The following is a 13751-nucleotide window of genomic DNA, read 5'->3' on the forward strand; positions in this document are numbered from 1 at the left end:
ACGCGAGACGGCCGCGAACGGGCGCTCGTCGGGCTCGCGCCGACGGGGTGGGGTGGCGGGGGGGATGTCGCTTATGGGGGGTACGGGTGGAAGGGGCTTCTGGGGGGGCCGAGGGTGCCGAACATTTGTTCAGCATGCCCGCGACCTCGCACGGCGTGGGGCGAAAGTACTCTGTGAAGCCACAGACACACCCGGACGCCTGCCGGGGAGGATACGACGGGAGACGGATCGTGACGAGCATGTGGGGCGCGCCGTTGCGCTCGCGGTGGCGGGGGTCGCGTCGCCGGGATCCGCAGCAGGCGCGATTTCTGACGGCGGCATCGCTGCGGTGGGTGCTCGCGAATCGCGCCTACACGCCGTGGTATCTGGTCCGCTATTACCGGCTGTTCAAGTTCAAGGCGGCCAATCCGCATATCGTGCTGCGCGGGATGGTGTTCCTCGGTAAGAACGTCGAGGTCCACGCGACGCCGGAACTGAGCCGGCTGGAGATCGGGCGGTGGGTCCACATCGGGGACGGCAATGCCATCCGCTGTCACGAGGGGTCGCTGCGCATCGGCGACAAGGTGGTCTTCGGCAAGGACAACGTGGTCAACACCTACCTCGATATCGAGATCGGGGAATCGACCCTGGTCGCCGACTGGTGCTACATCTGCGATTTCGACCATCGGATGGACGATATCGGCACCCCCATCAAGGACCAGGGCATCGTGAAGGGGCCGGTGCGTATCGGACCCGACACCTGGATCGCCGCCAAGGTGACCGTGCTGCGCGATACCCGAGTCGGGCGCGGGTGCGTGCTCGGCGCGCACGCGGTGGTCAAGGGCGAGATCCCCGACTTCGGCATCGCGGTGGGCGCACCGGCCAAGGTGGTCAAGAACCGCAAGGCCGCCTGGGAGGCCGGGGCCGATGAACGCGCGAAATACGTTGCCGCGCTGGAGGATATCGAGCGCAAGAAGAACGGCGTCGCCCAGCAGGCCTGAGCGGCGCGCGCGGGGCTGACACGGCCGTGGCCGATCACGCCGGATTGTCGGCGGCATCGGCTACGGTCGGCGATATGAACAGGTACGCGGCCCTGCTGCGCGGGATCATGCCGAGTAACCCGAACATGCGCAACGACAAACTACGCGGGGTGTTCGAAGGGCTCGGATTCGACAAGGTGGCGACACTGCTGTCCAGCGGCAATGTGGTCTTCCACTGCGAGGAGACCGACGAGCCCGCCCTGGAGGACCGCATCCAGGAGGCGCTGAATCGGGAACTCGGCATCCCCGGCGGCACCATCGTGCGCAACTACGAGGATCTGCGCGAACTGGTCGACCGCGATCCATTCACGGGGCTGAAGCACGAACGCGGGTCGTACCTCACGGTGACGTTCTTCAAGGCTCAGCGTCCCGAGGTCACACCGCCCGCCTCGGTCGACGAACTCACCCGCGTCATCGGCTACGACGAATCCGCCCGCGCCTTCCTGACCGTGATCGACAACAGCACCCCCAAGACCACCGATTTCATGGCGTGGCTCGACCGGACCTACGGCAAGGACATCACCACCCGCACATTTCTCACCGTGCAGAAGATCGTCAAGAAGCTCGACGCCTGATCGCGCGCCCGCGACCCCACGGCCGACGCCGACAGACCGGCCGCCACCGGGTACACCAGATGTCGCGGATCAGTGCCCGTCGCGGTGGGCGGTGCACAGGAAGACACTGGCGGCGCGCCCTATTCGCGTGATCACCAAGGTATACGGCTGGGCCCCACGGAGTTTGAGACGCTGACGCAGCGCGTCCGGATCGACGTCCACGCCGCGCACCAGGATCTCCAGCGCGCCGCAGTCGCGCCGCACGAGTTCCTTGCGCAAGGTCTTCTCGCGCAACTCCATACGATCGATGACGCGGAAGCCGCGCATACCAGCCGGGACGCTGTCGCCGGTGAGATAGGCAATACGCGGATCCAATTGCCACAGACCGTATCTCGCGGCATAGTGGCGAACCAGTCCGGCACGGACGACGGCCCCGTCCGGGTCGATGATCCACTCCCCCGGTGGCCGCTCCGGGATCTCGTCGGCGTCGGCGTCGGTCAGCTCGAATACCGCGCCCGAGGAGGACAGCACGCTCGCGCGCCGGGTGACGCCGATGTCGGTCAGTCCGGGTGACCACAGGCAGGCCTCGCGCACGGCGCCGTCGAGGGAGACGACCTCGATCTCCCCCGCCCAGTCCAGACGGTCGAAATCCAATCCCGGCGCGCATTTCACCGCCAGATCGCGGCCCGCGTAGGCGGACAGCAGATCGGGCAGCGGCGGTTGCAGGGCGGCGGGATCGTTGGTGCGCCTGCCCTCGGTCCTGCGGGCGGGGTCGGCGACGACGACGGTGCCGACGGTGACCGGGCGCAGCGCGTCGGCCCGCAGGAGAAGGACCGCGCGACCGGCCGTGGTCGGCGTCGCGGAAAGATTGTTGGCGGCCATCGCCAAGCGGACGTCGTCCAGATCGCTCCCGATGACGCTCGGGCAGGTGCGGGCGAGTTCGACGAGTTCGGCTCCGATGGAGCAGGTGACATCGTGGACCGCGCGACCGGCCAGGCGGCGCGCGCGCTGCCTGGCCACGAGGGTCGGGGTCGCCTGCTGCATCGCGTCGTCGGTGAACAGCCACTGCCGGGCGTCGAGCAGTTTGCGGGCGGCCCGGCGACGCAGCCGCACGGTGTCGACGAGGGCGGCGGCGGACGCGTCGTATCGGCGACGCACCTGTTCGAGATCGCGAAGGTGCGTCGCCGGCGTCAGCTCCAGCCCGTCCACCTCGGCGAGCGCGGCGCGACCCGCCGCGCCGCCGAGGAAGTCGACGTCCTCCCGGCTGAAGCCGTAGCCCACTACTTGCCCGAAGCGCCCGGCTTCACGCCGGTGATCATGGCGTTGTAGAACAGCTGCCTCGGCACCACCCGCCTCATGATCTTCTCGTCCAGCCAGCTCAGACCCAACCACGCGCGGTACATCGCCAGTCGGTAGCCCATGCTGAGCTTCTCGGCGGGCACCGCGGCCTCGAAGGTGCGCACCGGCCAGCCCCACAGCGCGGCGGCGAATTCCTCGGTGGTGGCCTTGACCTCGATCGCACCGGCCGAACGCGCCATCGTCTCGAGGTGACTCGGATCGAAGGTGTGCAGGTCGACGACGGCTTCCAGCGCCGCGGCGCGCGAGGACTCGTCGAGTTCCTCCTGCGGCCGACGCCATCCGGCGAGCGCGGGCAGTTTGGTGACGGTCGTGGTGATCTTCCAGGTGATGCGGCCGAGCCAGCGGGCGTAGAAATTGCCGACGGTCGTCGGCTCGCCCGCGAAGACGAACCGCCCGCCCGGCTTGAGCACGCGCAGGCATTCCTTCATCGCCAGCTCCACATCGGGGATGTGGTGCAGCACGGCGTGGCCGACGACCAGGTCGAAGGTGTCGTCGTCGTACGGGATGGTCTCGGCGTCGGCCACCCGGCCGTCGACATCGAGACCGAGATGTTCGGCGTTGCGCAGCGCCACCTTGACCATGCCCGGCGACAGATCGGTGACCGACCCGGACTTGGAGATGCCGCCCTGCATCAGGTTCAGCAGGAAGAAGCCGGTGCCACATCCGAGTTCGAGAGCCCGCTCGTACGGCAGCGGAGCGGGGCCGACAGCGGCGTCGAAACGTCCGCGCGCGTAGGCGATACAACGCTCGTCATAGGAGATGGACCATTTGTCGTCATAGGTCTCCGCCTCCCAATCGTGGTAGAGAACCTGAGCGAGTTTCGTATCCTTGCGCGCTGCTTCGACCTCGGCCTCGGTGGCGTGCGGGTTCGGCGCGGGGTCGTCGGGGTGGACCGTCATGGATGCGTAGCCTATCCTCTCTGATGCCTTCGTGGTTCAGCGGACCGGTCGGCGGACGGGCATCGGAGCAGACCCGTCCGGCGGTACCGAACATGGTCCCGTTCGTTCACTCCTCAGCACTGGTCCGGATCGACGCAACCCTGCGGTTACGCGCCGTACGCAGGGGTTCCCGCACGGTGCCGAGCCGAATCCGAGCCGAATGCCCAGGTGAAACGCGTTTCAGTTACTCGTCGGTACTGTCGTGCCGAGTACTCCGCCGTACGCGCTCGACCGAGAGTACAGAGCGCGCGACGTGCTGTCACGGTGCTCAGCATCGGCGCCACCCGACCGCGTACGGTCAGCGGCCGACGAAGGACGCGGACCCCGGACCGTCGGCGAGATACGACTCGGTGCCGATGCGACGGTCCTCGGTGCCGAACAGATCCGCCCATTCCGTACGCGCCCGATCCAGACCGTGCGGACCCGCTTCGAACACCGCCTTCGCGGCGGCCAGCGCACGGGCCGGACCGCCGACGAAACGGCGTGCCCAGCGCAGCGCGGCGGCGTAGACGTCATCGGGCGGGACGACCTCGTCGACGAGTCCGAGCGCCGCGGCCTCCTCGTGTTCGACGAACCTGCCCGTGTACACGAGATCCTTGGCCGCGCCCGGGCCGACGAGCAGTGCCAGCCTGCGAATGCCCGCGAGCGGGATGAGACCGGAATTGATCTGCGGGAAACCGAGTTTGACGTTGTCGCCGATGATTCGACGATCCGCGCCGAGAGCCAGCTCCAGACCGCCGCCGAGCGCGTAACCGCTGATCGCGGCGACGGTGGGCTGCGGAATCCGGCCGAGACATCCGAGGGCGTCCTGCACATCGGCGGCCATCGCCTCGGCCTGGCCCTGGCTCATCGCCGCGAGTTCGGCGAGATCGTCACCGGCGGAGAAGACCCGTTCGTCGCCGTAGACGACGACGGCGGCGATCGCGCTGTCCGCCGCCACGGCCGCGGCGGCCGCGGCGACCTCGCGCACCACCTGCACGGTGAACAGGTTCATCGGCGGGCGGGCGATCCTGAGCACCGCCACGCCGCGCTCGGCATCGCCCTCGAGCAGATCCAGGGTCACGAATTCGGCCATGGCAGCACGCTACCGCCCGCCTACGCGCAACCCGTCATCCCGGACGCCACTCGGGTGGCCGTCACGAGGGACGCGAGGAGCCCCGCAACCGGGTGCGGTCGGGCAGATCGGCCAGATAGCGGTGGTTGTCGGGGAAATCGAGGGCGTCCAGACCGTCGATCTGGGTGAACACGGGCATGATCGGCGTGATCACCGGATCCGCGGCGAAGATCTCGGCGGTCGAGGCGAAACGGGTCAACAGGTCCAATTGCGTCCAGGTCGGCGGCAGCAGCACGTCCGCGCCCGCACGCCACCGATCCAACGCGGCGGCGGGAGTGTGCCAACGCACTTCGTCTGCCTCGGAGGTCGCACCGTCGGCGCGCTGCCCACTCGGCAGGACCGCGACGAAGAAGTAGGTGTCGTAGCGACGCGGCTCGATGATCGGGGTGACCCAGTTCGCCCACGGCCTGAGCAGATCCGCGCGCAGGACGAGATCCTCCTCGGCGAGGAAGGTCGCCAGCGACAATTCGCGGCGTTCCAGTTTGCCCCTGGCCTCCCGGTACCGCGCGCTGTCGGAGACGACGGTGTCGGCGGTCGGACCGGCGAGCAGCACCCCGCATTCCTCGAATGTCTCGCGCACGGCCGCGCAGACCAGCGCCTTCGCGCGGGATTCGGAGATCGCGAACTTCTCGGCCCACCACGCGGGTGCCGGACCGGCCCACGCGATCTCCGCGGTGCCGTCCGACGGGTCGACGCCGCCGCCGGGGAAAACCGTCATCCCCGCGGCGAATTCCATCGCCACGGCCCGGCGTTGCAGGAATATCTCGGGGCCCGCGTCGCCGTCACGCACCACCATCACCGTCGAGGCGTCCTTGAGCGGCGGGACCTGAGAGTCATCCTGCGTATCTGTCTCACTCACTCCAGCACCATAACGCCCGTCGACGCGTCGGGATCGGCTGCCGGGACCGAACGGCCCGCGCCGGGTGTGGTAGTCGTCGAAGCGCGAACCGTCGACGGGCGAACTCCGGGCAATCTAAGGCGATTTGATTGCCCGGCTCCCGTCATCGCGAGCGGTGTTTGCCCGCCCGGCGACTCCTGCGGGCGAAGTACCGTCCGTCGACCCGGTCGAGGGTGATCGACTGACGGAAGGCGTCGCTGAGGTTCTCGGAGGTCAGAACATCGGTCAGCAAACCCTGGGAGACGACCTCGCCCTCGTTGAGCAGCAGGCCGTGGGTGAAACCCGGCGGGATCTCCTCGACGTGATGGGTGACGAGCACCATGGCGGGGGCGTCGGCATCGGCGGCGAGATCGCCGAGCCGCTCCACCAATTCCTCACGGCCACCGAGATCCAGGCCAGCGGCGGGTTCGTCGAGCAGAAGCAGTTCCGGGTCGGTCATGAGGGCACGCGCGATCAGCACCCGTTTGCGCTCGCCTTCCGACAGCGTGCCGTAGGTGCGATCGGAAAGATGTTCGGCGCCGAGGCTTTCCAGCATGTCGATGGCGCGGTCGGTGTCGACGTCGTCGTAGCGCTCACGCCAGCGGCCGAGCACCGCGTATCCCGCCGACACCACGAGATCTCTGACTTTCTCGTCGCGCGGCACGCGGCTCGCCACCGCGGCGGAGGACAGTCCGATACGCGGGCGCAATTCGCCGACATCGGTTTTGCCGAGCACTTCGCCGAGCAGATGCGCTGTTCCCGAGGTCGGGTGCACCTCGGCGGCCGCCATGCGGAGCAGGGAGGTCTTACCCGCGCCGTTGGGTCCTAGGACGACCCAGCGTTCGTCGAGCTCGACCTGCCAGGTGACCGGACCGACGAGGGTGTGACCCGAACGTCGGATTGTCACTTCGGAGAAGTCAATGAGCAGATCGGGATCCGGTTGTGGCACGCGCTCCATCTTGGCTCACATGGGCCGTGGATGCCCGCCCGACCCACGCCGGACGTTCGGATCGTGGCATTCGCGCACGGGATCGGCGGCGGCGAGGCCCTTCGGCCGGGCGAGCGATCCGCTCGCGACCGACCGGAGGGCCACCGTGGGACCGGAACATCCTGGCGACGAGTAGCGCCAGTGGAAACGAGAGCACCAACCAAGCAACGAGAACGAGCATCAGAGTGGACATACGTCGACCTCCTCCGGAGCGGTCTCCATGGACGGGTACCCGAATTCCCCGGGACCGAACCCGGAGTCCGGGATCACGGACTGATCGCCTAGCACGCGCCTTTCGTTAATCGGGTGACGTCACCGTCACCAGGTCTCGGCAGGCAGCGTAATCACCGTCAGCGAACCCGGAGCGATTTCGGTGAAACCCGCGTCGCGCACCGCCACCGCCGACCCCTCCGACACCCGTTGCCCCAGCGACCGCCAATGGACCGGATCGGCCTCGCGCACCGAACAACGGTAGCCGCTGGAGGCCCAGCGCCAGGCGAGTTCGGGTGAAAGTGCGCCCGCCAGCAACATACTGGCATGGCCGACCTGGGCGGCGGCCTTGCCCACCGTCATCCCCAACTTCGAATTGATCCACAGCACCGGAAGATCCGGGTCCGGCGCTCCCGGTTCGTCGTGGTCCATATCGGTGCCGCCGATCTGCAACCGCCGGATCCGCGGGTCGACGGCGCTGACCGCACCGGGGACCAGGGCCCGCGCAGCGACGCCGTCGACCTCGACGGTGACACCGTCCACCCCGTCGGCCGCCGCCCACTGCGCGCCCCGGGCACGCCTGGCCACCTTGCGGATGCGCGAGTTCTTCCAGGCCAGATATCGGTCCTCCCACGGCCCTCCCGGGCCGACCCGCTCGTCCAGGCACAGCGCGACCACCGACGAGGCGGCGGCGGCCAGCAGCGCACTGCGCGGGGGCGGGTCGGCCTTGGGCAGATGCAGCACCATCTGCATGGCCTGCACCTGATCCGGGTCGTCGGGATCACCCGCACCCCCGTACCCCCGCGCCAATTCCGCGTGCCGCACGCGGAACGCCTCGAATCCGGCCGAAGGATCGTAGGGATCGCATTCCGTTCCGAAGGGTGCGTCGTATTCGGTCACCGATATCGTGCCGCCCCGGGTCCCGGTAGCGCTGTCCGGATCACTCATTCACTCCACCTTGCGTCGACGTGAACTTCCGCGCGGGCTCCACACCGTGGTCCCACGGCCGCGCGTACTCCAACACAAGCGGGCGATCCCCCGCCGCATTCCCGGCGATGGGCCGATTCGACGTCGAACTGCCCCGACTCGATCCGCCTCGCCGTCTCGACATCCGGCGGGCGGCGGCAGCGCGACAACACGAGGATTCCCGCAACCCACCCTCCGCATCACCGAATGGCCGACCACCCGAGCCTACCGATTCGGGTCTGGAAAAAATCATGAACCGAAACGGCTCGCGCCGTGGGGATTTCGAGCAAGGCCGGACGGCTGCTCGCGTTCAGCCGACGATCGGCACCCGGCGCACCCCGCCGTCCCTGGCATCCGCCGCTTCGACCTCGTCGCGGGTCACACCCAGGATGAACAGCACCGCGTCCAGGTAGGGGTGCGACAGCGCCGCGTCGGCCACTTCGCGCAGCGCGGGTTTGGCGTTGAACGCGACGCCGAGACCGGCCGCGTTGAGCATGTCGATATCGTTCGCACCGTCACCGACCGCGACGGTCTGTTCCATCGGGACACCGGCCTCGGCCGCGAACGCGCGCAGGGCCGTCGCCTTGAAGGCCCGGTCGACGATCTCGCCGACGACCCGGCCCGTCAGCTTGCCGTCGACGATCTCCAGGGTGTTCGCCTTCACGAAATCCAGTTCCAGCTCGTGCGCGAGCGGTTCGATCACCTGGCGGAAGCCGCCGGACACCACACCGCACCGGAAACCGATACGCCGCAGGGTGCGGATGGTCGTGCGGGCGCCCGGCGTGAGCTCGATGCGGTCGGCCACCTCTTCGATGACCGATTCGTCCAGGCCCGCCAGGGTGGCCACCCGCTGACGCAGCGATTCGGCGAAATCCATCTCGCCGCGCATCGCCGCTTCGGTGACCTCCCTGACCTGTTCCTCGACGCCCGCGTGCGCGGCGAGCATCTCGATGACCTCGCCCTGGATGAGGGTCGAGTCGACGTCGAAAACGATCAGCCGCTTGCTCCGGCGCGCCAGCCCGGCCCGTTCCACCGCGACGTCGATCTGCTCGGTCACCGCGACCTCGGCCAGCGCCGTGCGCAGCCGCGAATCCGTGTCGGCGCCGGTGTCGGTCGCGGTGACCATCAGTTCCATACCGGTCACCGGATAGTCGGCGATACCGCGAATGGTGTCGATATTCGCGCCGAGTACCGCGAGTTGTCGCGACACGGCGCTGAAGGCGTGCGCGGTGACCGGGCTGCCGAGGACGACCACCGCGTGTGTCGACATGGGCTGTCTGCCGATACGCGCGTCCACGTCGACGTCGACGTGCATGCCGACGGTGCTCATCGCTTCCTCGACCTGGTCCTGCAACGATTCGGGATCGCCGGGGCAGGTGACGAGAACGCCGAGGGTCAGATGTCCGCGGATGACGACTTGTTCCACGTCCAACAGGCTGACGTGATGTTTCGACATCGCCGTGAGCAGTACCGACGTCACGCCGGGTCGGTCCGGTCCGGTCACGGTGACGAGAACGATGGTGTCAGCCAAGTCGATGTGCTCCAAGTCCTGTACGCCCTCTCCCTGTGCCGCGTCACCGTTGTCGCTACCATTCGGGGCTTCTACCTCACCAAACGAGTGTGCACCCGCTGGATGACCAGCGGGTGCACACTCGTCGTACGAATCCTAGTGCGCGGCACGACCGCGTGGGTCCGTGACCCCGAGCCGCGACCGGATGAGCCCGGGCCCTACTTGGTGGCTACCGCGCCCTCGTGGACGTCGGTCGCGTGTTTGCCCGAACCCCAACCGACGTGGGCCTCGGCCCGCATGCGATCGACCATGTGCGGGTAGTGCAGTTCGAACGCGGGACGCTCGGACCGGATGCGCGGCAGCTCGTAGAAGTTGTGCCGCGGCGGCGGGCAGGTGGTCGCCCATTCCAGCGAGTTGCCGTAACCCCACGGATCGTCCACCGTGACGACCTCGCCGTAACGGAAGCTCTTGAAGACGTTCCAGACGAACGGGAGCATCGAGCCGCCGAGGATGAACGCGCCGATGGTGGAGATGGTGTTCAGCGTGGTGAAACCGTCCGAGGGCAGGTAGTCGGCGTAGCGGCGCGGCATACCCTCCGCGCCCAGCCAGTGCTGCACCAGGAAGGTGGTGTGGAAGCCGATGAAGGTCGTCCAGAAGTGCCACTTCGCCAAGCGCTCGTCCATCATGCGGCCGGTCATCTTCGGAAACCAGAAGTAGATACCCGCGAAGGTGGCGAACACGATGGTGCCGAAGAGCACGTAGTGGAAGTGCGCGACGACGAAGTACGAGTCGGTGACGTGGAAGTCCAGCGGCGGCGAGGCCAGGATGACACCCGACAGACCACCGAAGAGGAAGGTCACCAGGAAGCCGAGCGACCACAGCATCGGCGATTCGAACGTCAACTGACCGCGCCACATGGTGCCGATCCAGTTGAAGAACTTCACGCCGGTGGGCACCGCGATCAGGAAGGTCATGAACGAGAAGTACGGGAGCAGCACCGCGCCGGTCGCGTACATGTGGTGCGCCCACACCGCGATCGACAGCGCGGCGATACCGAGCGTGGCGTAGACCAGCGTGGTGTAACCGAAGATCGGCTTACGCGAGAAGACCGGGAAGATCTCCGAGACGATGCCGAAGAACGGCAGCGCGATGATGTACACCTCGGGATGGCCGAAGAACCAGAACAGGTGCTGGTACAGCAGAATGCCGCCGGTGGCCGGGTCGTAGATGTGCCCGCCGAGGTGACGGTCGTAGGCGAGGCCGAACAGCGCGGCGGTGAGCAGCGGGAATGCGAGCAGCACGAGCACGCTGGTGACGGCGATGTTCCAGGTGAAGATCGGCATGCGGAACATGGTCATGCCGGGAGCGCGCAGGCAGACCACGGTGGTGAGCATGTTGACGCCGCCGAGGATGGTGCCGAGACCGGAGACCGCCAAGCCGAGGATCCACAGGTCGGTGCCGACACCGGGCGAGTGCAGGATGTCGGTCAGCGGCACGTACGCCGTCCAGCCGAAGTCCGCCGCGCCGCCGGGGGTGATGAAACCCGCGGTCGCCATGCTCGCGCCGAACAGGTACAGCCAGTAGCTGAAGGCGTTCAGTCGCGGGAAGGCGACGTCGGGCGCGCCGATCTGCAGCGGTAGCACGATATTGGCGAAACCGAAGACGATCGCGGTCGCGTAGAACAGCAGCATGATCGTGCCGTGCATGGTGAACAGCTGGTTGAACTGCTCGGTCGAGAGGAACTGCAGGCCCGGGCGCGCCAACTCGGCACGCATGAGCAGCGCCATCAGACCACCGATGAGGAAGAAGCTCGTCGCGGTCACCAGGTACATGACGCCGAGGACCTTCGGGTCGGTCGTCGTGACCATCTTGTACAGGAAAGAACCCTTCGGCCCGGTCCGAGCCGGATACGGTCGAGTCGCTTCCAACTGAGGGACTGGTCTGGGCTCTACCGCAGTCACTGATCCTCCTGAAGATGCCTGTAGGTCGCTTTGCAGGCTCCGCTGCTTGGATCCATTCCGTGACCGGAACAGACGACAGTTCGCTTGCGCTCATGTGATCGTAAACCGTGCAGCCCCGTCGGTCCGCGCGGGTCCTACTCTCTGTCGTATTTCGTGAGAAGCAACGAAAGTACCTGCCGCCACGGAACCCGACCTGGCGTGCACCGATGAGTTCCGCCCCTCGATGACGTCTCCACCCCTACCAGTGTTCGACAACCTGCAAGGAGAGACCGACCATGACGCACCCCAAAGCAGGCGACCCGGTCTGGGTCGACATCTACACCGCCGATCCCGACCGCAGCATCGCCTTCTACGGCGAACTCTTCGGCTGGACCGCCGAACGTGGCGGACCGGAATTCGGCGGCTACATCACCTTCCGCAAGAACGGCAAGGCCGTCGCGGGCGGCATGGGCAAGATGCCCGACAGCCCGCAGGGCCCGGATCAGTGGACGGTCTATCTGGCCTCGCCCGACGCGCGCGCCACCGCGGACAAGGCCGCCGCGCACGGCGGCACGATCGTCGTCCCGCCGATGGAAGTGGGCGATCTCGGGGTGATGGCGGTGCTCGGCGATCCTGGTGAGGCGGGTGTCGGCATCTGGCAGGCGGGCACCTTCCCCGGGATCGAGACCGCCGCCATCGTCAACGACGGGAAATGGCGCGATCACGACGGCGCGCCGTCCTGGTTCGAACTGCATTCGCGCCGCTACGAGACCGCGCTCGATTTCTATCGCGATGTCTTCGGCTGGGACGACACCCTCGCCATGCCCGAACAGCCCGGATTCCGCTACACCACCATCCATTCGACGAGCCCGATGCTCGGCGGTGTCATGGACGCGTCGGTCCTGCCCGAAGACGCCCCCACGGGCTGGACCGTGTACTTCGGCGCCGACGATGTCGACAAGGCCGTGGCGAAAGTGGTCGAACTCGGCGGCACGATTCTCGCCCCGGCCGAGGACACACCGTACGGCCGCATGGCCTCGGTCGCCGATGCCACCGGAGCGCGTTTCCACCTGGGCGGCGACGTGGTGTGATCGGCTCGTCGGTACCGGCTCCCGGAACGCCTCGCACGCCGGGAGCCGGGCCCCGGTGCCCGCCCCGCCGACTCGGAGCGGCGCGATCGGGCAATGTACCCTCGCTCGCATGCCGGTGAGCGCACTCGTAACCATCCGAAATCGCACAACCGCCACCCGATACGGCGCGGCCGCCGTGGCAGCGGCCTGTGCCGCGCTATCGCTCGCAGGCTGTGCCGGGCAGACCGACGACCCGAGTTCGATCATCCGCACCACGACCAATATCGCGGGCGCGGGCGTGGTCGGACTCGACCGCGACACCTCCAAGGCCTGCCCGCTGCCGAGTGCGCCCGATCAGGCGGGCGGCACCGTCTCGGTGACCCATGCCTCCGGTGTCACCGAGGTACCCGCCGATCCGCAGCGCATCGTCGTACTGAGTACCTCGGCGCTGGACGCCGCGTGCGCGCTCGGCCTGTGGGAACGCGTCGTCGGCGCGGCGACCCTGGACGGACCGCGCCCCCAGCCCGCTTATCTCGGGTACGGCGTCACCGAGATTCCCGGGGTCGGCGCGACCGGACAGCCCGACCTCGCGAAGATCGCCGAACTGAAGCCCGATCTCATTCTCGGCGAAACCCCTTCCCCGACTGCGGGTTTCGATGGGTTGCAGCGTATCGCTCCCACCGTTCTCGTCGGCGATTCCACCAGCTGGCAGGCCGAGTTCACCGCGCTGGCCGCGGGCATGAACCGGCGCGGCGCCGCAGGCCGGGCCCTGGAGGACTACCGCATCGAAGCGCGCGAAATCGGTAATTCCATCGCCGCCAACCAGAGTCAGGCCTCGGTGCTGCGTTTCACCCCCGGCACCGTTCGGATCCAGGGCAACGACAGTTTCGCCGGACAGGTTCTCGCAGACGCCGGTGTGCAGCGGCCCACCGCGCAACGCGGCGCCTCCGCCGACATCACCTCCGACGAATTCGCGACCGGGGCCGAAGGCGACATCATCTACGTCGACTTCGCGGGCGAGGACGGACGCGAGTACGGCGCGAAGGTCCTGCGCACCGACGAGTGGAAGGATCTCGGCGCCGCCACCGACCACCGCGTCTTCGCCGTCGAGGATTCGGTGTGGAACGGCGACGGGCTCACCGCCGCGCGCGCCCTGCTGTTCGATCTGCGGGGCACGCTCAACGGCTACGTCACCGACTGAGACGT

General features: G+C 67.8%; 12 protein-coding genes. 4 read left to right on the forward strand and 8 right to left on the reverse strand.

Annotation, left to right across the window (positions count from 1 at the left end):
• The first annotated feature begins 230 nt into the window (after positions 1-230).
• Together DAT37_RS29430 and DAT37_RS29435 are read left to right on the forward strand one after the other, a co-directional pair.
• Positions 231-980: an acyltransferase gene (locus DAT37_RS29430; protein ID WP_109528135.1), complete on the forward strand. Its 750-nt coding sequence runs from the start codon at positions 231-233 to the stop codon at positions 978-980.
• A gap of 74 nt (positions 981-1054) precedes the next feature.
• Positions 1055-1594: a DUF1697 domain-containing protein gene (locus DAT37_RS29435; protein ID WP_109528136.1), complete on the forward strand. Its 540-nt coding sequence runs from the start codon at positions 1055-1057 to the stop codon at positions 1592-1594.
• Positions 1595-1663: 69 nt separating this feature from the next.
• Here DAT37_RS29435 and DAT37_RS29440 read toward each other — a convergent pair whose 3' ends face one another.
• The 8 genes from DAT37_RS29440 to ctaD all read right to left on the reverse strand — a co-directional run bounded on the left by DAT37_RS29440 (position 1664) and on the right by ctaD (position 11496).
• The gene (locus DAT37_RS29440; RefSeq protein WP_109528137.1) at positions 1664-2854 is read right to left on the reverse strand and encodes a class I SAM-dependent methyltransferase; all 1191 of its coding nucleotides are present in this window, start codon (positions 2852-2854) and stop codon (positions 1664-1666) included.
• Positions 2854-3831: a class I SAM-dependent methyltransferase gene (locus DAT37_RS29445; RefSeq protein WP_109528138.1), complete on the reverse strand. Its 978-nt coding sequence runs from the start codon at positions 3829-3831 to the stop codon at positions 2854-2856. Before DAT37_RS29445 ends, DAT37_RS29440 begins: the two co-directional genes overlap by 1 nt.
• A gap of 337 nt (positions 3832-4168) precedes the next feature.
• Positions 4169-4945 (reverse strand): enoyl-CoA hydratase-related protein, encoded by a 777-nt coding sequence (locus tag DAT37_RS29450; RefSeq protein ID WP_109528139.1) that lies wholly within the window; start codon positions 4943-4945, stop codon positions 4169-4171.
• A 61-nt stretch (positions 4946-5006) separates the two neighbouring features.
• Positions 5007-5780, reverse strand: coding sequence for an NUDIX hydrolase (locus DAT37_RS29455; protein ID WP_232840120.1), 774 nt, complete (start codon positions 5778-5780; stop codon positions 5007-5009).
• 205 nt (positions 5781-5985) lie between these two features.
• On the reverse strand, positions 5986-6819 hold the full coding sequence (locus tag DAT37_RS29460; RefSeq protein ID WP_109528140.1) for an ABC transporter ATP-binding protein: 834 nt from the start codon (positions 6817-6819) through the stop codon (positions 5986-5988).
• 348 nt (positions 6820-7167) lie between these two features.
• Positions 7168-8007, reverse strand: a complete 840-nt coding sequence (locus DAT37_RS29465; RefSeq protein WP_109528141.1) for a peptidyl-tRNA hydrolase — start codon at positions 8005-8007, stop codon at positions 7168-7170.
• Positions 8008-8335: 328 nt separating this feature from the next.
• A complete protein-coding gene (gene serB, locus DAT37_RS29470; RefSeq protein WP_109528555.1) occupies positions 8336-9562 on the reverse strand; it encodes a phosphoserine phosphatase SerB in 1227 nt (408 codons plus the stop codon).
• Between the two features lie 191 nt (positions 9563-9753).
• Positions 9754-11496 (reverse strand): aa3-type cytochrome oxidase subunit I, encoded by a 1743-nt coding sequence (ctaD, locus tag DAT37_RS29475; protein WP_109528142.1) that lies wholly within the window; start codon positions 11494-11496, stop codon positions 9754-9756.
• Positions 11497-11771: 275 nt separating this feature from the next.
• Here ctaD and DAT37_RS29480 point away from each other — a divergent pair, with 275 nt between their 5' ends.
• Complete coding sequence (locus DAT37_RS29480) at positions 11772-12566, forward strand: VOC family protein (protein WP_109528143.1); 795 nt, start codon at positions 11772-11774, stop codon at positions 12564-12566.
• A 109-nt stretch (positions 12567-12675) separates the two neighbouring features.
• A complete protein-coding gene (locus DAT37_RS29485) occupies positions 12676-13746 on the forward strand; it encodes an ABC transporter substrate-binding protein (protein ID WP_109528144.1) in 1071 nt (356 codons plus the stop codon).
• The last annotated feature ends 5 nt before the right edge of the window (positions 13747-13751 follow it).

This window comes from Nocardia aurea (assembly GCF_003123685.1).
Classification (GTDB): Bacteria; Actinomycetota; Actinomycetes; order Mycobacteriales; family Mycobacteriaceae; genus Nocardia; species Nocardia aurea.